Genomic DNA, 20127 nt, shown 5'->3' on the forward strand with positions numbered 1-20127 from the left:
CGCTCCCCAAAGCCGCCACGCTAACGACCGCTCAAGCGTGCTCCGCGTAGCGAACGCGTGACCAAGGGGATCGTTTCGCCGCCCAAGGGTTTACTTTTACCAATCCATGAACCAATCGTTATCAATAGGCGTCTTCCACTTGCTGTACACGCTGTTAAAAAGCACGGGGCGGGTGGCCGGCCGCAACCACTTCTGGCCATAGAAAGGAGGCCTCCGAGATGTTCTACAAGCGAATCAAGATCCGAAGCTACGAGGTAGGCCTCTACTTCCGTGACGGTGAGTTCAAGGGCCTGTTGACCGAAGGTCGGCACTGGCTAATGGGACCGTCCTGGAAGGTCCAGGTTGACGTCGTGTCACGCCGCGACCCGTGGCTGCAGCACGATGAACTCGACGCGATCGTTAAGAGCGGCGCGCTGACCGACGAGGCGGTTGTCGTTGACCTGAAGGACAACGACCGCGGTCTGGTCTGGATCGAGGGCCGTTTCAGTCACATCCTGCCGCCGGGCCTGTACGCGTACTGGACTGGTCAGAAGGGCGTGCGTGTCGAAGTCGTCGACGCCAGTGAGGTCCGCTTCAAGCACGCCGAGCTGAAGCGCATCCTTGGCAGCCCGTACGCCGGTCAGGTGCTCGACATCTGCACGGTCGAGCGTAGCGCGGTCGGTGTTGTGTTCTACGACGGCGAGTACGTCGAGACGCTGCCGCCCGGTCAGTACGCGTACTGGCGCCGCACGGCCGATGCGAAGGTGGTTGAGGTCGACCTCCGCGAGCAGACCTTGGACGTGGCGGGTCAGGAAATCATGACTGCCGACAAGGTCACGCTGCGGATGAACGCGGTCGTCACGTACCGCGTCGTCGACGCCCGCCAGGCGGTCACCGTGGCCGACGGCGCGAAGCAGTCGCTGTACCGCGAGGCGCAGCTGGCTCTGCGTGCGGTCGTCGCGACGCGCGACCTCGACGCGTTCCTGACGGACAAGGACGCCGTCACGGACGAGTTCGCCGAGTCGGTCCGTCGCCGTTCGGGTGAGTTGGGTCTGGAGGTTGTTTCGGTAGGCGTCAGGGACGTCATCCTGCCGGGCGACATGAAGGACCTGCTCAACAAGGTCACGGAGGCCAAGAAGGCCGCCGAGGCGAACCTGATCTCGCGACGCGAGGAGACGGCCGCCATGCGGTCGCAGGCCAACACGGCCCGCCTGCTCGCCGACAACCCGACGCTGATGCGTCTCCGGGAACTGGAGGTCCTGGAGAAGGTCGCCACGGCCGGTGACCTGAAGGTTGTCCTCGGTGAGAAGGGACTCGCGGACCGCGTGGTCAACCTGCTGTAGTGAACGACCGGAGCCTGGGCGAAATCTCGGGCTCCGGTTCAATTCTCACTGCCAGATAGTAGCTGAGCGAAGCGCCGGAATGTGAGTGTCAATGCGCTACGGCCTATCAGAATTGTCATGACCTTGACTACTTATCCACTTCAACATCTGCACTAATTGTCTGTCCTGAGATAATTCTGCAAGCATCAGCACGTCGGCTTCCGGCTTTCCTGCATCCAGTGAGGCGAGCAGGCAAGCACGAAATGAGCAAGGGTGCATAGTCGACGAATTCTTGTTGAGGTAATCTTCAAAAAGCCCAATCGAGCTATCGCCATTCCAAACTGCGAGACGCTGTGCGGCGAGCGGCACAAATGAGCGTTGGATCGACGTTTCAAAACGTCCCTGAAAGATCTCGCGAGCGCGCAGGTGTTCCGTGCAGTCAACTCTTTCTTCTGGAAACATGCGGGCCCATGAGGGAACTGTCCATGTCTCGGAAGCGATCAACTGACTTGCGGTCTTGCCAAACCATTCGACGTGTTTTTTCCATTCAGTCGTTCTTCGAAGCAGACTTGCTATAAGATCTGCCGAGTGATCGTATTCATCGAGATCGTCGCCGATCTTCTCGAGCAATCCGGCGGCGTACACGTCTGCGTGCGACCCCTGATGTCTTGCCAAGAAGCTAATCGTTGATCGCGGAGCTTCGTCCAAATCATCCAGGATGTCATCAACTGCCGACTTCTTCTCGATATCCGTCTCCTCATCCTCGCCTCCACTCGCGTACAGAAACACCTCCTCTGTGCCATCATGAGAGTCGACAAGCATAGTCTTCTGAGGATTCAGCCCCGACGACCTCGAGGTTATGAGACTATTTCTAACCGACCGCGGAACTGCCCATTTCTCGGTAAAACCAGGGGAAAACCTGCTCTCGCATCAAGTGAGAGTCTATCAAACCCTATCAAGGATTGTCAGGTATTTCGGTACAGGCGGCCTTAAAACGGTACAAGCGGTACGCGGAGTCAGACCCAAGCTTGGTTACTCCGGCCGTTGCGATTTCTTTGAAAGCCATACCTGGAATGATGCTTGAGGCCAGCGTCATTGCTGCGAGAATCAAGCGACATCAGGGGTTCGGAAAGATTGTCAGCCCTGTTTCCCGGAGAAAAACGCCAGGACGGTTGCTTGATGAAGGGTTGGTTTACCCCGCTGTTGTTCCTGTTGGCGCGTTCAAAGGAAGACCAACTCAGGCGGCAGATCCTATTCTTGAAAGCGGAGCTTGAGATGACTCGGGCGCGCGTCCCCCAAAGCCGGATCTTCCTCTCGAATGAGGAGAGAGAGCGGCTGTTGGAGCTGGGCGACGGCATCGGCTCGGACGTGCTGAAGCTGGTTTCGATTGTGCACCCCCGAACGTACCAGCGCTGGCGTGAGCGGAAAAGCCAAGGGCAGCCTCCCGCCAAGAAGATGGGCCGCAAGGGCACTCCAGAGAGCCTGCGGCAGATCGTTGTTCGACTTGCCACCCAAGCTGGCTGGGGCTACGGTCGGATTGTTGGCGAGCTCAAAAAGCTTCGCATCCAGTGCGTTGGTCGCACGACGGTCCGGACGATCCTCAAGGAAGAGGGCGTCTTGCCCAGCCCGAAGCGGGGCAGGGGGACGTGGGACGAGTTCATCAAGATCCACGCTCACACGCTTTGGCAGTGCGACTTCTTCTCGAAGATGGTCCTGGCGAAGACCGGGTTAACGCAGGCCTACGCGCTGGTGTTTTTGCACGTCAAATCGAGGCGAGTCATCTGCTCGCCCGCCACTTTCAAGGCGGACGACCAATGGATGGTCCAGCAGGCCGAATCGATGCTGGAGCAAGCCAAGGGAATGGAGTTGCCCGTTGCCTACCTCGTGCGTGATCAGGACTTCAAGTACAGCAAGCGGTTCGACCGAGTCTTCTCAGACGCAGGCGTTGCCGTTGAGCCAACCGCTCCTCGGGCTCCGAATCAAAATGCATTCGTGGAGCGTTGGATCCAGAGCGTGAAGTATGAATGCCTGAATCGCTTCATCGCCTGCGGCTTCAATCACCTTGATTACTTGGTTTCTGAATTCGTGGACTATTATCACGAACTACGCCCTCATCAGCGCAAGGACAACAAGCCGCTTCTTGGGGTCTGGTCGGATACGGATGACCCTCCGAGCAGCGGAGACGAAGTGGTCTGCCGAGAGCGGCTCGGCGGGGTCTTGAAGTGCTACGAAAGGAAAGCCGTCTGACGAAGCTGCTGAGGCAACTCGACTAGCCGGGCGCGAGAATTCGCGACCCGACTCCATGCGCCGTTGATAGATCGGAGCGATTCGTGACAATTGACGTCACGCCAAGAGCCGTTCAACGCAGCTCCCGACCCTGAATCAACGGGCTGGCTCGTTGGACAACCTTCTTGAACACGACGCACCCCGCTGACCAGCTCCCGCCAATCGAGGCACGCAAAAGGCACCCAACGTAACCCCTTCGACCTAGGAGAGAACCATGCCCAAAGAGCCCTCCAGAGATGCCCGCTGGTCACTTGAAAAAAGGGTTCACGAGGAGATCCTGATTGCCTTACCTGATGTGCCCGAATGGCTCCCCAGCCGGCGGGGACGGAAGGTGCACAAGTCGACGATCTACCGATGGGTGCAGCGCGGCGTCCGTGGAAAAGTACTCGAATCCTATGAGATCGGTGGCGTCCGGTACACTAGCGTCGAAGCGCTGCAGCGGTTCATGGGCACGGGGCCGGCTGACCCTATGGAGCATCGCCGATCGGCTGTGTTGCGCAACGCTCTCGCGGCGCGCGGTCTGCTGGGCAGGGACGCCAACAAAAGGCAGTCCTAGCTGGCTGCGCCAGGGTGTTCGCGTTCGCGGGCAGGTCCGAAGCGGCATGCATGGCGATGGACGCGACATTCGCGGCGAACTGCTGCGAAAGCCGGAGCTCCGTGGTCATAACGATTGCACAGCCTCGGAGGTCTTGAACACCTCGTCGGATTGGTGCAGCGCTAGGTCGGGGCGAGTGGTCCAACCTCGGCACCCTGCCTGATTCGATGCATCCTTAGTTGCGGTCCGCAATCGGGATTCAAGCACTACCGTTCGGCGATCCGCTTGTGCTCCGCGAGGAATCACGGTAGTGGTTCACTTTGAAATCTAGCCGCCCGTCGCAGAACGGGACGCCCCTGCTAGAATGGGGGCATGGCACGAGACAAGCAACACAATCCCGACCCCAACGAGAACGCGTCCCGCATTGTGGCCGAGTCTGTCGGGGATTCTGACGCCCTGCCGGCAGACGCGGAGGCAGCGTGGCAGGAGTGGTCCGCCCAGATTCAGAATGTGGACGAACGCGGCATGACGCTGCTTCGGGCGGCGTTTGAGGCGGGGCATGATGCGGCGGCCCAGGGGGCAGCGGCGTCGCTCGGGCGGGCTGGCGGGCTTAAGGGCGGCAAGGCACGCGCGGAAAGCCTAAGCGCCACCAAAAGATCTGAGATTGCCAGGAAGGCCGCCGCGGCACGATGGAACACGGACAATCGCTAGCGAGGTTGTGGGGGGCGATAGTCCCCGGAGAACTTGCCCTCCTCCACATCATCAGTGAAATCAAAGACCATCTGAATAGGCAGCTCGTCGGCGTGCTTGCAGTTGTAGTACTCGACATCGCGGTCTAGCTGGCGGCAATCGCCTACGATCTGCTCCCGCCTCTGGTTAAATGCGCGTTCCATAAAGGAGCGCGGGGCGGTTTGAATGTCAGCCCACAAGTGCTGCTGAACATCACCCCTGGTGTATCTGGCGACATGCTTCGCCCGTACGGGCTTGCCGTCGTCATCCTTGATATACTGCTCCCGCATTGCGTCCGCGAAGTCTTCCCTGCACTTTCGCAGAACCAAGTCGGCCGGCGGCTCCCAGTGCCCGTGTGACAACGCCCACGCAGCAATCTCCTTGGCGGTGGCGGTTTCTTGGCCCGCCTCCGCAAAGTAGCGATCAGCAAGTTCCTGCAACTGCTCGCTATAGCTCCTTGAGGCGGCGCGGTGCTTGGTAGTGCTCATAATTAGTGCTCCAGTGCAATGAAGTCTCCCCAGCCCTCAGTAAGTGCTTGACCTTTAATATGTGACGCAACCTTTTCATTCAGCTTCGTAAGCTGGTAGTGCTTAATTACGTCACGATGCCGAAGCTGCCCTGCCACGATATGTGGGTGAATGCCCTGCGACCTCGCGAACTGAACCACTCGGGTCATCTGAAATCCCGGTCCGCATCTCCGTATGAATGATTCCAGCTTTTCTGGCGCAACCAGCGTGGCAGATGCTTCGCTATTGGCCGTTACTTCAATATCGTCCAAGCCCTCCTTGGGGCCGATCTCTTCATCTACGGGGCTGGCATGTTTGTGCTTGATGTGTACTAGCTCATGCAGCAGCGAGAACCAGAAGTTGTCTAGGCGGTCGTATCGCAGCGACAACCCAACTACTGGAGAGTCGTCGTCAAGCCACATGGCGACTCCATCGATCTTGCTTCGCTGAATATGCTGAAGCAGCACGAATCTAATACCCATGTCAGCCAGAACCCTAGGAACGCGCCTAGCATCTTCGGCATTTGCAGCGAGCTTCAGGAGGTCTTCAACTCCCGGCGCCCAGTTGGAGTCGCTGTACTTACCTTCAACGGGCGCTGCGGGGGCGACCTTCTTGATACGGTAGTACCACGCTAGCTGAGCGGGATTATTGAATGTGTAGTCGTCGGACTTTCGCGCAGCAACGCACAACTTGGGCCGCTCGCTTAAATCTCCGATCTCCAAGAACGAGCATACGGCGTCTTCGAGTTTTTCGGTCGAGCACTTCTTTGGCAGCCAATTGCGTCGTCGCATCTCGCGAATGGGTAGCATTTCGTGGAGGCGCGCTAACTTCCTGATCTCACGTTCTTCTACTGCTGCATTGGCCAACTCAAATGCGACTTGAAAGTTCATCCAAGTTGCTGGCTCTTGGTCGAAAGCCGCCGCGATCGCTTTCGCAGACTCGGGGGTAACGCCAGACTTGCCCTTTACGATGTTCGCAATCTGCCGGCGAGTGATCCCGGTAACCTCGCTAAGGTCTTCGTGAGTCCAGCCTCTAGCGTCCAACTCGTCCTGTAGGTATTCGCCAGGAGGAATTGGTTCTGCGGGTACGAAAGTATCCATCAGTCCCTCCTTGTTGTGTTAGTGGTAATCTTCGATGCCCTTGATGACCAAAACGTTATTGTTCGGCCCACCCCGCTTCTCGATCTCAAAGATCAGGCGCCATTGTTTGTTGGTGCGAACTGAATGCTCGTGCTTCCGCTTGCCCTTCAGTCGTTCGTAATTGAGGCTGCGGAAACGCAGCAACTCCGTTTCATTGCTGACCTGCCGAAGCACATTCATCACTTTTCGGAAATCGCGCAGGCGCTTGCGATCGAGGGCGCCCCGGTACTCTGGGTTGCGCTCGGCGTCTTCTAAATCGCTGTCAACATGCCTTACTTCCATGGCGTGCGATGGGGTGTTGATGCCTTTCAACCCCAATTCTAGCGAACCTTATCGGCCTGTCAATATGCAATTGTGAAATGGTGTTTCACAATTTCACATATTGACAATGCCTGACCGCTCAAGCATGCTGACGCCATGAGAAAGTTAAGCACTGAAAAGCGAGCCATGATCCTCTCCGCCCTGGTCGAGGGGAGTTCCATCAACGCCACGGCCCGCATGGTCGGTGCGTCGAAGGTGACGGTGCTCCGGCTGCTGGCCGACGCGGGCACGTTCTGCGAGCAGTACCACAACATCACCGTCCGGGATCTGCAATCGAAACGGGTTCAGGTGGACGAGATTTGGTCGTTCTGCGGCTGCAAGGACAAGGCGGTCGAGCGTGGCGCCGGCGGGCTGGGCAGCGTTTGGACCTGGACGGCTATCGACGCCGACAGCAAGCTCTGTGTGAGCTTCCTGGTGGGACTGCGGGACCAGCAAGACGCTATTGCGTTCTGCAAGGACGTTGCGGCTCGGCTGGCGAATCGCGTCCAGTTAACCAGCGATGGCCTTAATGCCTATCTGACGGCCGTTGACTTGGCTTTCGGCGGCAACATCGACTACGCCCGTTTGGTCAAGATGTACGGCCAGACCCCGGACGGCGAGAAGCGTTACAGCCCGGCTGAGTGCATCGGATGCAGGCGCGAGGTTGCCGCAGGCCAGCCCGACCCGGAGCACATCAGCACCAGCTATGTCGAGCGGCAGAATCTGACGATGAGAATGAGCATTCGCAGATTTACGAGGCTGACCAATGCGTTCTCGAAGAAGATCGAGAACCACGCCCATGCGGTCGCCCTCCACTTTTTCCACTACAACTTCATCCGCAAGCACCAGACGCTAAAGACGACCCCCGCCGTGGCTGCGGGAATCGCCAATAAGGCTCTGACGGTGCTGGATTTGGTCAAGATGATCGAGGAAGAGGAGTCCAAGGTGGGCGGCCGGCTGACCGACTACCTGCCGGCGGCCTCAAAAGGCTCGGATTCAAAGTGAACCACTACCGGAATCACTGAAATTTGACATCGCGGGCCTCATCAGGTAGGGTGTCCCGCTGCGGATGGAATCGTTCGACTCCCGCGAGACGCCCGTGGCCGTCTCGCCAGCCTCTGGGAGATGTTCGAAGTGCGATCCCACCCACTGTTGGCCCGCCTGCACCCACTCTGCTGGGCGGCCGCGGTTCTTCTCGCATCGGCCCCCTCTCCCTCGGGGGCGGAAGACTTCCTCTGGGACCCGGGCGTCGGCCTCAGTGATTTCGACGATCCGGTCAGTTGGTTCGACTCCCTAACCGCGCCGACCGTGGGCGATGACGCCACGTTTGGCAATTCTTCTAGCGCGAACTTCGCGGTCGATGGCGCCGTCGACTCGGTCACGATCGACGAGAGCGTCGCGTTCGTCTTCCAAGCCAACAGCGGCGTCCGTACCCTCACGTTGGACGATTTCTTCCTGGAAGCGTCGTCCAGCCTACAGCTCAACGACGTGGGCCTCGTCGTCTCGGGAACCGTCCTCGGGATGGGGGTGGAGGACGCCAAGCTTGAGCTCCGCGAGCAGGCCAGCGTCACCGGCGGTGTGATCGAAGGCGTGCAGGTGCTCATGAGCGACGCGACCGCCCTTCTGGACGGCGTCGAGCTGCAGAACTCGCAAGTTCAGCGGACCGAAAACGGGGCGCCGTCGATCTTGGATGGCGTCACGATCGGGCCGAACGTCACGCTCTCGGGCAACTCCGGGACCACGCTGCAACTCGACGGCACGACTACCTTCGTTGGCGACGCGGAGCTGACGACCTCGCCCAGCTTGACCGCGGTCCTCAACGGGCCGCTGGAGGGCGCCGGCGACAGCCACCTGATCACCAACTTCGGAGAGCTCCAAACCGCACCGCTGACTAGCCCAAACATCAGCTTTGACGACTCCCCGGGGGTCAGTCAGTCGCTCACAATCGACAACGTGTCGGGCGTGATAGACATCATCCCCGCGTCGTCGCTCGTCGTCGGTGACGGCGAGCTGGTTATCCAGGGGGGCGTGATCGAGGGTGGCGGGAATCTGCGTGCGGCCAGCGCCGGCGCCGACCTGGTCGTCGACGGCGCGGCCGTGATCGACGGCGTGTCGGTCCAAGTGTTCAATGGCGCGTCGCTGTCGCTTGGCGTCGGCGTGACGCTGCAGTCGGCCGATGTCGAGGTTCGAGACGGGTCCACCGGCGACGTCCCCTCCGGCTTTACGATCGGCGCGGGGTCGTCGTACCGGTCGACCCGAGGCGGCGTTGTCGCGATCGGCCCCACGATCACCAACGACGGCTCGCTGAACGCCGAACGGGCGACGCTTCGCGTGGTCGGTGACACGACGATCGACGGCGTAGGAACGACCACGCTGACGTCCGCCGGCGTTCTCGGCGTCGCGCCACGCATCGAGCTCGCGGGCGGCGGATCGTTGACCGTGGGCGCCGACCAGACGCTGCTCTTCAACACCCCCGACGACGGTTACCTGTACGGGACCGGTTCGGGGGGCCTGACCTTGACAAACGATGGCCTCGTGCAAGTCGGAGTGAACGGGCGAGCCACCGTGCTGCTGTCGGACAACGCGGCTTCGCCGATCCCCGCGGCGACCTTGCAAGACTTCACGCTGGAGAACCGGGGCGAGTTGCTGCTGGAGAGCGATTCGCGACTCACGCTGCAGAGCGACTCGTCGACCGCGTCGACGCCGGTCACCACGGTCGACAACGTAGGGGGCGTCATCACGCTCAGTCCCGGCGCGGAGTTGGTCTTCGACCAACCCAACTTCACGAGCGAGGTCGTGCTGCAAGGAGGGCTGATCACCGGCGGCGGCGCCGCGCGTTCCTCGGGGGGGGACTTGCTGATCAACGGTGCCGCGGTGGTCGACGGCGCGACGATCGCGGTGGAGTACGGCGCAGCGCTGACCCTCGGCCCCGGCGTGACGCTCCAAGCGGCCGACATCGCGATCGGCCAGGACTCGACCTACGCGCTACAGGACGGTCTCGTGGTCGATGCCGGAACGACCTACCGGTCGTACGACAGCGGTGAACTAACAGTTGGCCCAAGCCTGACGAACAACGGCACGGTGCTCGCCGACCGAGCCTTGCTCCGTTTCGTAGGCGATTCGGCGATCAACGGAACCGGTACGACCACGGTGTCGGGGACGGTGGGCCCATCTGGCCAGGCCTTTCAACCACGGATCGAGATCGCCGGTGGCGGCTCGCTAACGATCGGCGCGGACCAGACGCTGCAGTTCGGCGAGTTCGGGCAGCAGTACGTGTACGGCTCCGGCTCGGGGGGGGTGACGCTGGTGAACGACGGCCTGGTGCAGCTCGACCAGTTCGCCACCGTGACGCTCTTGCAAAGTGACACGAGCTTCTTCGCCCCGGACGCCACCCTCCAAGATTTCACGCTGGTAAACAACGGGGAGGTGATGATCGGGAGCAGCTCGCGGCTGGTGTTTCATGCCGAAGACGTCGACGGCCTGACGCCGGTCGCGACCACGATCGACAACCGCAACGGCGTGATATCGCTGGAGTTCTCGGAGCTGCGTTTCGAGCAATCGGGGTTCCCGACCGACGTGACGCTCCGCGGCGGGCAGATCGTCGGCTCGACCACAGAACCCGTGACGTTCGAGCAAGTTATCGTCGCGGAAGACTCCTCGCTGCTACTGACCGACTCGCCGACGCTCACCAACGTCTTGCTCCAAGTGCAGGACGATGGAACCCTATCGATCGACGGCGACCTGACCAACGACGGCGTCGTGCGGGTCGACAGCGGATTACTCCGCTTCGTGAATGACTCGGCCCTGAACGGGACCGGGACTGCCGAGCTGAATTCGAATTCGAGTCTAGAGCTCTCGGGTGGCGGCTCGCTAACGATCGGCGCGGACCAGACGCTGCAGTTCGGCGAGTTCGGGCAGCAGTACGTGTACGGCTCCGGCTCGGGGGGGGTGACGCTGGTGAACGACGGCCTGGTGCAGCTCGACCAGTTCGCCACCGTGACGCTCTTGCAAAGTGACACGAGCTTCTTCGCCCCGGACGCCACCCTCCAAGATTTCACGCTGGTAAACAACGGGGAGGTGATGATCGGGAGCAGCTCGCGGCTGGTGTTTCATGCCGAAGACGTCGACGGCCTGACGCCGGTCGCGACCACGATCGACAACCGCAACGGCGTGATATCGCTGGAGTTCTCGGAGCTGCGTTTCGAGCAATCGGGGTTCCCGACCGACGTGACGCTCCGCGGCGGGCAGATCGTCGGCTCGACCACAGAACCCGTGACGTTCGAGCAAGTTATCGTCGCGGAAGACTCCTCGCTGCTACTGACCGACTCGCCGACGCTCACCAACGTCTTGCTCCAAGTGCGGAACGATGGAACCCTCTCGATCGATGGCTCGTTCACTGCCAACGCCAACGCGCGGTTCACCGGAGGTCGCCTCAACGCGGTCGGCGGCGAGTGGCTCGGGACCGGTGAGGTTCTCTTCGAGGAGGCCGGGCTCTTCGCGCCGGCGCGGATCTTCTCTACCACCGGCGGCGCGATCCGGTTCGGAGCCGGGCAACAGGTCCGCATCACCAACGGGACCACCGAGCTCTCGGGCGCGACAATCGCGGGCTCCCTTGCCAACAGCGCCGGGTCGCTCACCGTCGAGTCGGGCGGAACGCTGCGGGTCGAATCCGCGCCCGCAGCGATCGACGACGTCGCCCTGAACGTGGCCGGCGTGCTCGACGCCCAAGCCATCCTGACCGCCACCGTGCCTATCCCGGTCGCCGCAGGCGGCGAGCTGCGCGTTGACACGGGGGCGACGGTCACGGCCCCCAGCGTGACAATCGACTCGGGCGGCGTGCTCACGCTCGCGGGCGGCGTGCTCGACACGCCGTCGTTTGTGCTGGGCGGCTCCGCGGCCGGATCTGGCACGATCGTTACGCCGAACAGTTCTGCTACTCCGGCCCAGATCGCGGCGCCGATCACGGGGACGAGCGCCGCCGAGCCGATCACCCTCACGGGCTGGATCGAGGGAGACGGCCTCCTCGACAACGTGCTTTTCGAGGGGACCCACTCGCCGGGCGACGGGACCGCGTTCACCACGGCCGGCTCGCTGGCCTACGCGCCTGGATCGGACTTGCGGATTGAGATCACCAACCAGAACGTGCTCAACCCCGGGTTCGACCGCCTGGTCTCGACCGGCAGCGTTTCGCTCGGCGGCGACCTCGACCTTCAACTAGTCGACTACGTCGAGAACACGCTCAGCATCAACGATCAACTTGTGCTGCTCACGTCCGACGGCCTGAGCGGCACGTTTGCCAACGTGGCTCCGGGCGATCGCGTGCTGTTCGATGGCGGCCTCGCGTCGGCCCAAATCGACTACGGCCCGACCAGCCCGTTCAACCCCGACCACGTGGTCTTCTCTGAGTTCGTCCGCGAGCCGCAGCAAATCTTCTGGGTAGGGGGGAGCTCGAATTGGAACTCGGTCCTGAACTGGGACCTGCTCCGTGTTCCCAACAACGACGGTTCGCTGAAGTACCACGCGATCATCAATGCCGGAACCGTCGACGTCGATGTGCCGGTCACGCTTAGTCGCCTGACGCTGAACAACGTTGGCAGCACATTGACGCTCAACCAGACGATGACCGTCGAGGACTTCACCTGGACCGCGGCCCACCTCGGCGGGACGAATGCGCTGACCATCACCGGCCAGAGCACCTTCGACACGACAAGCCAGTTGAACACCGGTCCGGGGCTCATCAACCAAGGGACCGCGACCTGGGTCGACGGCGACTTCACCGGCACGTTCAACCAGCAGTACTTCGTCAACCAGGGCGAGTTCGTTATCGAACTCGTTGACGATCACAGCTTCCAGTACTTCCGGAACACCGCGACCGGCCTGATCCGCCACACGGGGACCGCTCGGGCGACGCTTGGCGCGAACACCGGCTTCGAGAACGACGGCCAAGTCGAGATCACCGGCGGGGGCACGCTTCGAGTCGGCCGAGACTTCGACAACGGCAGCGACGGCGACTTCGTGATCACGGACGGGGTGCTGGAGTCGAGCGTCGGTTTCGGCGCCGACCACAAGTACAACGGCAGCGTCACGGGCGAGGAGTTCCGCGCGTTGGCGGGGACCACTTCGTTCAACGGCGCGTACGACGTCGACACCACGGAGATCAACAGCGCGACCACCTTCAACACCCCGACGCCGGCCGTGACCGACACGCTGACGATCAACGCGGGGACCGTCATGGTTGGAACGACGCTCACCGTGGACCAGCTCACCTGGAACGGCGGCGGCTTCGCCACGGCGGCCGGCGAGACGGTGCTCACCACCTCGGGCGTGATCGACACCCCCGTTGGCAAGACCCTGACCGGCCGGGTCGTGAACCAGGGCGCACTGACTTGGCTAGACGGGGGCTTCTCCGACAACCAGAACGGCGTCATCCAGAACGAGGGTACGTTCTCGATCGGCTTGGCTACCGAGAGGTCGCTCCGCTACGTCTACAACACCGCAACCGGGGTTGTCCGCCACACGAATGGCGTGCGAGCGAACGTGGGCGTCAACGGCGGCTTCGAGAACGACGGCCAAGTCGAGATCACCGGCGGGGGAGCGCTGCGGATCGGTCGCGACCGCACCAACGGCAGCGACGGCGATTTCGTGATCACGGACGGGGTGCTGGAGTCGAGCGTCGGTTTCGGCGCCGACCACAAGTACAACGGCAGCGTCACGGGCGAGGAGTTCCGCGCGTTGGCGGGGACCACTTCGTTCAACGGCGCGTACGACGTCGACACCACGGAGATCAACAGCGCGACCACCTTCAACACCCCGACGCCGGCCGTGACCGACACGCTGACCCTCAACGCGGGCGAGATCAAGGTCGAGACCGAGTTCGTGGCCGACCAGATCAACTGGACCGGCGGCGGTTTCGGCACATCAACGGGGCAGCCGGTCCTGACCGGGCAAGGCGTCATCAGCGGCCCCGACGGCAAGGTCATCAAGTCAACGCTGATCAACCAAGGCGCCCTGACCTGGACCGACGGCGCGCTCGGCTCGGGAGCCTACACCGCAGCTCGGCTCCGCAACGAGGGCCTCTTCACGATGGACCTCGTCACGCCTCGGAGCATCGTCCGGCTGGAGAATCCGGGCGGCGGCGAAGTCCAGAACACCGGCGCCGCCGCGACGATCAACTGGTTCGCCAACGGCGGCACGCTCGACGTGATCGCGTCGTCGGTGACTGTTGGCGGAAACTTCGATAACCACTCGGGGACCACCCTCACCGGTGGCGAGTGGATCGTTCGTGACGGCGCAGCGATCAACCTGGGCGCGCGGACGATCACTATCAACAACTCCGCGGTCCGCTTGCACGGCCCCGGGTCGGTGCTGACCGCGATCGATCCCTTGGCCGAGAACCTCGGCGTGTTCGAGATCGCCGAGGGCCGCGACTTCACCACCGTGGGCGACCTGGCCAACAGCGGCGCCGTTGTCATCGGAGCCGGCAGCACGCTGACGGTCTCGGGCGTGTACACCCAAACGGGCGCCGGCAGCTCGCTGCAGGTCGACGGCGAGTTCATCTCGCCGGGCGGCCCGGCGACGTTCGCGGGCGGCGCCGAGCTGGGTGGCGGCGGGTTCGTGCCGGGCGACGTGGTGATCGGCGTCGATGGCGTGGTGACGCCCGGGTCGAGCCCCGGGACGCTGACGGTCGAGAGCCTCCAATTCGGCGACGACGCCGTGTACGAGTGGGAGTACGACGGAACCGAGTCCGATTCGATCGTGGCTAGCAACAGCCTGACGCTCGGCGCCTCCGCGACGCTACGCATCGTGCAACTCGGCGGGGCGCCGAGTTTGTCGGACGAGTTCGTTCTTTTTGAGTACCCCGAGTCGCAGGCCGATCCGACGAACCCCGCTTGGACGATCGACGGCTCGCTCGCGCCCGACTGGGACGTGTCGTCGGCCACCGTGACGCTCGACCCGATTGCGAACCAGGTCTTGGTCAGCGGGCTCGTAACCGTGCTCAACCCGGCCGACTTCAATGCCGATGGGTTAGTCGACGCGGCCGACTACACCCTCTGGCGGGACAGCCTCGATCAACAGGTCGCCCCATTCACGTCGGCCGACGCGGACGGCGACGGCCACGTCACCCAATCGGACTACCTGGTTTGGCGCACGAACTACGGCGCCACCGGCGTATTGGCTTCCCCCGCTGCAGTCCCGGAGCCAGGGGGCCTCGCCCTCTCCTGCTTGCTTTGCCTCTCCGCGCAGTTGCGGTCGCGGAGCTCCCGGTGAGCTGCCAGTCACTCTTCCGTCACGGCGGAGCACTCCACGGATGCCGTATGGTCCAATAACTCCAACGAGCTATCGTTCTAGATCATTCGCTGCTGTTGGTTTCGCTTGTTCCGCGTGACAGGGTAGCCTCGGGACCGTACGCCGAGATCCTGTCAAGCGTCTCCCTGTCCATCCCTTCCGCCAGCCGCTCCAGCTTGGCTCGTTCCTCTTCCGAGAGCCGGATCGGCTCTCCGGTCTCACGCTCGATCTGCTCCTTCAGACGCCGCGTCTCTTCGATGCGTCGAGCGATCTCACGCTCGATCATTCTTTCCGCCCAACGTCTCAACCAACCGATCATGGCGATTCTCCTCAGGCGGCCATCCAGTGGTAGTGCTTGAGCATCCCGCCAAGCCGCTCGCGACACTGGACTACACCGTCCGGCGGCTGCTCGTCAGGCTCTTCGATCAACCGGTTCTCGATTCCCTGGTTATTGCGTTCGGTGTGGTAGTGCTCCAGGTATTGCCGAATCGCGTTTCGAAGCGAGCCCTCGCCGAAGAAGATCATCCGGTCGAGACACTCCTCCTTGAGGCTCCGCATGAATCGCTCGACGTAGGCGTTCAGGTTCGGCGTCTTCGGCGGCAGCCGCAGTGCATGCACGCCGCCCAGGCTCAGCGTGTGGCGGAACGCGGCGGAGAACTTCGTGTCCCGGTCCATTAGCAGCAACTTGGAGTCCTTGAGGAAGCCGTCCTCGTCATCGATCAGGTTCCTCGCGACCTGCTGCATCCAGGCGTCGTTCGGGGAAGTCGTCAGGCCGGCGAAGGTGACCCGACGCGACTTCAGCTCGATCACGAACAAGGCGTAGAACGTGATCAGGCCTCTTGGAGTCCATACTTCAACGCTAGTGAAATCGACCGCTGAGAGCTGGTCCCAATGCGCCTTCAAGAACTCCTTCCAAGGCGTTCGTTTCCTACGGATCGGAGCCGGCTCTAAGCCGTTGGCCTTCATGACATTGGCGACCGTCGATTCCGAGACGTCGTGGCCCAGGTTGGCTAGCGCTCCCTGAATCCGCCGGTAGCCCCACGACCGATTCTGCTTCGCGAACCGCACGATCAACTTCGTCACTTCTTCGGATACCGGCGGCCGCCCGGCCCTCATGCGTCGCTGGCTGTAGTCCCACTTCTGAGCCACCAGTTGGCGGTGCCAACGCAGAATGGTGTCAGGCGTGAAGAGGGTCGTGATTGACTCGAGGCCCTTCCTCCCCAGCTCCTTCCCCTTCACGGCCAGCCTTCTTCGCTGGTCATCCGTCAGCAGGATGCGTTTCTTGTGAACCTGCTCTCGCAAAACCCGATTCTCGGCACAGAGGTACTCGATCACCAACTGCTGCTGACGATTCACCCAGCCAACCGCCCAGATGAAGGCGACATGCCAAGGTTGCAGAGACGTGGTCATGCGGGCTCCTGGCGAAACGTGCTCGGAGCCCCCAATCTACCCGATTCTCGACCGGGATTCTCGGTCGAGATCGCTGGACTCGGCGGTCCACAAAGCCTGCAAATCAAGGCGTTTCGCGTCGGCTGAGTTTTTGGACCATACGCCCTGCTGCAGGCGGCGACGCAGCTGCTTGACGGTGAGCAGGGACTCAGGGTCGGCCTCGGCCAGGTCGGGCCGCTCCTCGTCGCGTCGGCGACATCAGCTCCTCGTACCGCTCGTGGCTCTCGCCGGAGCCGTAGGGGCCGAGCTGATGCACCTTGCCGCCGATCGAGACGACGGCCTGGCCGGTGCTTTTGTGGAGACGGTACTTCGGGGGGCGCTTGAGTAGCTTGGGCACGGCGGCTCTCCCGCTACGAGTCACCAAAAGAGGTACTTTTACCTCTTTTGGGCCCTAGCAAGCCGCTCGGCCTCACAAGTGGCCGGTAACCTAAAGCACGGTTTCAGCAGGACTTAGAAAAAGTGGCGGGGGCCGGATTCGAACCGACGACCTCGAGGTTATGAGGCGATTTCTAACCAGCCTTGGAACTGCTCATTTCTCGGCAAAACCAGGGGGAAACCTGCTATCGCAGACAAGTGAGAGTCTATCAAACCGTATCAAGGATTGTCAGGTATTTCGGTACAGTCGGCCTAAATCCGGTACAAACGGTACGCGGAGTCAGGCCCCAAGCATGGCTATTCCGGCCGTTGCGAATTCTTTGAAAGCCATACCGGGAATGATGCTTGAAGCCAGCGTCATTGCTGAGAGAATCAACCGACACCAGGGGCTCAGAAAGATTGTCACCCCAGTTTCCCGGAGAATCTCGCCAGGGCGGTTGCTTGATGAAGGGTTGGTTTACCCCGCTGATGTTTCTGCTGGCGCGTTCAAGAGAAGACCAGCTCAGGCGGCAGATCCTGTTCTTGAAGGCCGAGCTCGAGATGACCCGAGTTCGGGTGCCCCAAAGCCGGATCTTCCTTTCGAACGAGGAACGCGAACGACTGCTGGAACTGGGTGATGGCATCGGGTCGGACGTGCTGAAGCTGGTTTCAATCGTGCATCCCCGAACGTACCAGCGTTGGCGTGAGCGGAAAAGCCAAGGGCAGCCTCCCGCCAAGAAGATGGGGCGGAAAGGCACGCCGGAGACTCTACGTCAGATTGTGATTCGACTGGCGAAACAAACGGGCTGGGGCTACGGCCGGATTGTGGGCGAGCTCAAAAAGCTCCGGATCCAGTGCGTTGGACGCACCACGGTGCGGACAATTCTCAAAGAAGAGGGCGTATCGCCGAGCCCGAAGCGGGGCAGGGGGACTTGGGACGAGTTCATCAAGATCCACGCTGACACGCTTTGGCAGTGTGATTTCTTCTCGAAGATGGTCGTGACGAAGACCGGTTTGCGGCAGGCCTACGTGCTGGCGTTCCTGCACGTCAACTCGCGGCGGGTGATCTGCTCGCCGGCGACGCTCACGCCGGACGACGGTTGGGTTACTGTTCAGGCCGAGTCAATGCTGCAGCAGGCTCGGTCGATGGAGTTGCCCGTTCGTTACGTGGTCCGCGACCTCGACTTCAAGTACTCCAAGCGGTTCGACCAGACCTTCGCCGAAGCAGGTGTATCCGTCGAGCCGACAGCGCCGCGGGCGCCGAACCAGAACGCCTTTGTTGAGCGCTGGATCGGCTCGATCCGAGGTGAGTGCCTCAACCGGTTCATCGCCTTCGGCCTCGGCCACCTCGATCACCTCGTTGAGTCGTACCTGGATTACTACCACGCGTCTCGCCCTCACCAGCGGAAGGAGAACAAGCCGTTACTCGGCGTCTGGCCCGAGGTCGATGACCCGCCAGCTGACGGGGAGGAAGTCGTTTGCCGAGAGTGGCTCGGCGGGGCGCTAAAGCACTACGAACGCAAAGCCGCCTGATGCGAAGCGGGACAATCGCTCGCCTCGGATCCGTAACCGATTCTCCAGCCCTGCCCCATCGGCCGTACGACCGCGATTCTTGACAATCCGACCAGCGAAAGTTTGCGGAGTGACCGGCGTCTAAACCTTTCATCAACGGAGGTTCTTCAGCGGACAACCTTGTTGAACACGACGCTTGAACACAACGGACGGCTCTAGACTGACGCGGCGGCGCTGTTGGCCAAGACCTCGGTCACGACCCGGGCCTCCTTCACGCCGGTCAGCTTTTGGTTGAGGCCTTGGAAAGGGATTGAGAGACGCCGGTGGTCAAGCCCCAGTAAGTGCAGTAGTGTGGCGTGAAAGTCGCGTATGTGAACCGGGTCGCGGACAATGGAAAAGCCCATGGGGTCGGTCTCGCCGTGGGTGTAACCGGCGCGGACGCCGGCGCCCGCCATCCAAAGGGTGAACGCGTGCGGGTTATGATCGCGTCCAACAAACCTCATCTCGGCACCGCCGCGGTTCTCTCGCATCGATGTGCGGCCGAACTCGCCGCTCCAAACGACCAGAGTGTCCTCCATCATACCGCGTTGTTTGAGGTCGGTGAGCAGGGCCGATATAGGCTGGTCTATCTGCTTGCACTTGCGTCGGAACCCAACGTTGAGGGCCTCTGACTCGTTTGAGCCGTGCGTGTCCCAACCCCAATCGAAGAGTTGAATGAACCGTACGCCACGTTCCGCAAGGCGGCGGGCCAGAAGGCAGTTGTTGGCGAACGATTCGGCGCCAGGGTTAGCGCCGTACGAGTCGCGGACCTGTTGCGGCTCCTGGGTGATGTCCATCGCCTCTGGCGCCGCAGACTGCATGCGGAAGGCGAGTTCGTATTGCGCAATCCGCGCAAGGGTCTCTTCATCACCGAAGGTGTTGTACGACTGCTGGTTGAGCTTCGTGAGCGCATCAAGTAGCACGCGACGCTCTTGCCGAGACTCCCCGCTCGGGTTTGAGATATTTAGCACCGGATCACCCTGCGAGCGGCACTGGACGCCCTGGTACACCGAGGGCAGAAAACCGCCGCTCCAGAGGGCTTTACCGACCCGCGGCTGCCGACCGCCAGAGAGCAGCACAATAAAGCCGGGGAGGTCCTCGTTTTCGGTGCCGAGTCCCCAGGTCACCCAGGAACCAATAGAAGGATAACCAAGGCGGGGCTGCCCGGTGTGAACCATCAGCTGGGCAGGGCCGTGGTTGAATTGATCGGTCTGCATTGACTTTATAAAGCAGACGTCGTCAACGTGCTTGGCGAACATCGGCAGGCGGTCGCTTACCCAGGCGCCCGATTCTCCATACTGAGCAAATGGGTACTGTGGCCCAAGCATCTTGGGGATGCCCTGGATAAACGCAAATCGCTTTCCCTTCAAGAATTCATTGGGGCAATCTTTGCCGTCATAGGCTATTAGTTCGGGCTTGTTCTCAAAGAGCTCCAACTGGCTGGGCGCGCCAATCATGTGCAGAAAGATGACCCGCTTCACCTTTGGCGTATGGTGGGGCAATCCTAGAGGTCCTGACTCCGACCGGCTGCTGGCCGCTGCGGTCGCCTGCTGAGACGCCAGCCACAATGCACCGAGTCCCGTGGTGCAGTCCTTTAAGAACGTTCGGCGAGTCGCCAACTCTAGATGGCGGCGGCCGATTTCACACTGTAACGTATCGAGTTTCATGGCAGTTCTGCCTGCTGACTCAAG

General features: G+C 61.7%; 15 protein-coding genes. 7 read left to right on the top strand and 8 right to left on the bottom strand.

Features of this window, described 5'->3' with window-relative positions:
- Nucleotides 1–218: 218 nt before the first annotated feature.
- The gene (locus tag KOR34_RS07700) at nucleotides 219–1322 is read left to right on the top strand and encodes a slipin family protein (RefSeq protein WP_146563683.1); all 1104 of its coding nucleotides are present in this window, start codon (nucleotides 219–221) and stop codon (nucleotides 1320–1322) included.
- 96 nt (nucleotides 1323–1418) lie between these two features.
- Here the strand turns inward: KOR34_RS07700 and KOR34_RS07705 are convergent, their stop codons facing one another.
- A complete protein-coding gene (locus KOR34_RS07705; RefSeq protein WP_146563685.1) occupies nucleotides 1419–2123 on the bottom strand; it encodes a hypothetical protein in 705 nt (234 codons plus the stop codon).
- 357 nt (nucleotides 2124–2480) lie between these two features.
- Between KOR34_RS07705 and KOR34_RS07710 the strand changes: the two genes are divergently transcribed.
- The 3 genes from KOR34_RS07710 (at nucleotide 2481) to KOR34_RS26540 (ending at nucleotide 4833) form a co-directional block, all read left to right on the top strand.
- Entirely contained in the window at nucleotides 2481–3548 is a 1068-nt protein-coding gene (locus tag KOR34_RS07710) for an integrase core domain-containing protein (RefSeq protein WP_146563687.1), read from the top strand.
- A gap of 253 nt (nucleotides 3549–3801) precedes the next feature.
- Complete coding sequence (locus KOR34_RS07715) at nucleotides 3802–4143, top strand: DUF1580 domain-containing protein (RefSeq protein WP_146563689.1); 342 nt, start codon at nucleotides 3802–3804, stop codon at nucleotides 4141–4143.
- A gap of 351 nt (nucleotides 4144–4494) precedes the next feature.
- Nucleotides 4495–4833, top strand: coding sequence for a hypothetical protein (locus tag KOR34_RS26540; protein ID WP_197531238.1), 339 nt, complete (start codon nucleotides 4495–4497; stop codon nucleotides 4831–4833).
- Here KOR34_RS26540 and KOR34_RS07725 read toward each other — a convergent pair.
- From KOR34_RS07725 to KOR34_RS07735, 3 genes are read right to left on the bottom strand one after another with little or no spacing between them, the layout of a single operon-like run.
- Complete coding sequence (locus KOR34_RS07725; RefSeq protein ID WP_146563691.1) at nucleotides 4830–5339, bottom strand: hypothetical protein; 510 nt, start codon at nucleotides 5337–5339, stop codon at nucleotides 4830–4832. The two genes, KOR34_RS26540 and KOR34_RS07725, sit on opposite strands and share 4 nt — an antisense overlap.
- 2 nt (nucleotides 5340–5341) lie before the next feature.
- Nucleotides 5342–6457: a HigA family addiction module antitoxin gene (locus KOR34_RS07730; protein WP_146563693.1), complete on the bottom strand. Its 1116-nt coding sequence runs from the start codon at nucleotides 6455–6457 to the stop codon at nucleotides 5342–5344.
- An 18-nt stretch (nucleotides 6458–6475) separates the two neighbouring features.
- Nucleotides 6476–6808 (bottom strand): type II toxin-antitoxin system RelE/ParE family toxin, encoded by a 333-nt coding sequence (locus KOR34_RS07735; protein WP_146563695.1) that lies wholly within the window; start codon nucleotides 6806–6808, stop codon nucleotides 6476–6478.
- A 105-nt stretch (nucleotides 6809–6913) separates the two neighbouring features.
- Between KOR34_RS07735 and KOR34_RS07740 the strand changes: the two genes are divergently transcribed.
- Both KOR34_RS07740 and KOR34_RS07745 read left to right on the top strand, forming a co-directional pair.
- Nucleotides 6914–7801 (top strand): IS1 family transposase, encoded by an 888-nt coding sequence (locus KOR34_RS07740; protein WP_146563697.1) that lies wholly within the window; start codon nucleotides 6914–6916, stop codon nucleotides 7799–7801.
- A gap of 129 nt (nucleotides 7802–7930) precedes the next feature.
- Nucleotides 7931–15064 (top strand): hypothetical protein, encoded by a 7134-nt coding sequence (locus KOR34_RS07745; protein ID WP_146563700.1) that lies wholly within the window; start codon nucleotides 7931–7933, stop codon nucleotides 15062–15064.
- 82 nt (nucleotides 15065–15146) lie between these two features.
- Here the strand turns inward: KOR34_RS07745 and KOR34_RS07750 are convergent, their stop codons facing one another.
- The 3 genes from KOR34_RS07750 to KOR34_RS07760 form a co-directional block, all read right to left on the bottom strand.
- The gene (locus KOR34_RS07750; protein WP_146563702.1) at nucleotides 15147–15401 is read right to left on the bottom strand and encodes a hypothetical protein; all 255 of its coding nucleotides are present in this window, start codon (nucleotides 15399–15401) and stop codon (nucleotides 15147–15149) included.
- A gap of 11 nt (nucleotides 15402–15412) precedes the next feature.
- Nucleotides 15413–16492 (bottom strand): integrase core domain-containing protein, encoded by a 1080-nt coding sequence (locus KOR34_RS07755; RefSeq protein ID WP_146563704.1) that lies wholly within the window; start codon nucleotides 16490–16492, stop codon nucleotides 15413–15415.
- 187 nt (nucleotides 16493–16679) lie between these two features.
- Nucleotides 16680–16868: a hypothetical protein gene (locus tag KOR34_RS07760; protein WP_146563706.1), complete on the bottom strand. Its 189-nt coding sequence runs from the start codon at nucleotides 16866–16868 to the stop codon at nucleotides 16680–16682.
- Nucleotides 16869–17350: 482 nt separating this feature from the next.
- Between KOR34_RS07760 and KOR34_RS07765 the strand changes: the two genes are divergently transcribed.
- Nucleotides 17351–18418, top strand: coding sequence for an integrase core domain-containing protein (locus tag KOR34_RS07765; protein WP_146563708.1), 1068 nt, complete (start codon nucleotides 17351–17353; stop codon nucleotides 18416–18418).
- Between the two features lie 194 nt (nucleotides 18419–18612).
- Here KOR34_RS07765 and KOR34_RS07770 read toward each other — a convergent pair whose 3' ends face one another.
- Nucleotides 18613–20103, bottom strand: a complete 1491-nt coding sequence (locus KOR34_RS07770; protein WP_146563710.1) for a DUF1501 domain-containing protein — start codon at nucleotides 20101–20103, stop codon at nucleotides 18613–18615.
- Nucleotides 20104–20127 lie beyond the last annotated feature (24 nt).

Origin of the sequence: Posidoniimonas corsicana (genome assembly GCF_007859765.1) — a bacterium.
Lineage (GTDB): Bacteria > Planctomycetota > Planctomycetia > Pirellulales > Lacipirellulaceae > Posidoniimonas > Posidoniimonas corsicana.

Excerpts from the sequence above, each read along its gene's own strand:
- KOR34_RS07715 (WP_146563689.1), top strand. The coding sequence starts at position 3,802 with ATGCCCAAAGAGCCCTCCAGAGATGCCCGCTGGTCACTTGAAAAAAGG.
- KOR34_RS26540 (WP_197531238.1), top strand. The coding sequence starts at position 4,495 with ATGGCACGAGACAAGCAACACAATCCCGACCCCAACGAGAACGCGTCC.
- KOR34_RS07755 (WP_146563704.1), bottom strand. The coding sequence starts at position 16,492 with ATGACCACGTCTCTGCAACCTTGGCATGTCGCCTTCATCTGGGCGGTT.
- KOR34_RS07710 (WP_146563687.1), top strand. The coding sequence starts at position 2,481 with ATGAAGGGTTGGTTTACCCCGCTGTTGTTCCTGTTGGCGCGTTCAAAG.
- KOR34_RS07730 (WP_146563693.1), bottom strand. The coding sequence starts at position 6,457 with ATGGATACTTTCGTACCCGCAGAACCAATTCCTCCTGGCGAATACCTA.
- KOR34_RS07700 (WP_146563683.1), top strand. The coding sequence starts at position 219 with ATGTTCTACAAGCGAATCAAGATCCGAAGCTACGAGGTAGGCCTCTAC.
- KOR34_RS07705 (WP_146563685.1), bottom strand. The coding sequence starts at position 2,123 with ATGCTTGTCGACTCTCATGATGGCACAGAGGAGGTGTTTCTGTACGCG.
- KOR34_RS07725 (WP_146563691.1), bottom strand. The coding sequence starts at position 5,339 with ATGAGCACTACCAAGCACCGCGCCGCCTCAAGGAGCTATAGCGAGCAG.
- KOR34_RS07740 (WP_146563697.1), top strand. The coding sequence starts at position 6,914 with ATGAGAAAGTTAAGCACTGAAAAGCGAGCCATGATCCTCTCCGCCCTG.
- KOR34_RS07765 (WP_146563708.1), top strand. The coding sequence starts at position 17,351 with ATGAAGGGTTGGTTTACCCCGCTGATGTTTCTGCTGGCGCGTTCAAGA.
- KOR34_RS07770 (WP_146563710.1), bottom strand. The coding sequence starts at position 20,103 with ATGAAACTCGATACGTTACAGTGTGAAATCGGCCGCCGCCATCTAGAG.
- KOR34_RS07750 (WP_146563702.1), bottom strand. The coding sequence starts at position 15,401 with ATGATCGGTTGGTTGAGACGTTGGGCGGAAAGAATGATCGAGCGTGAG.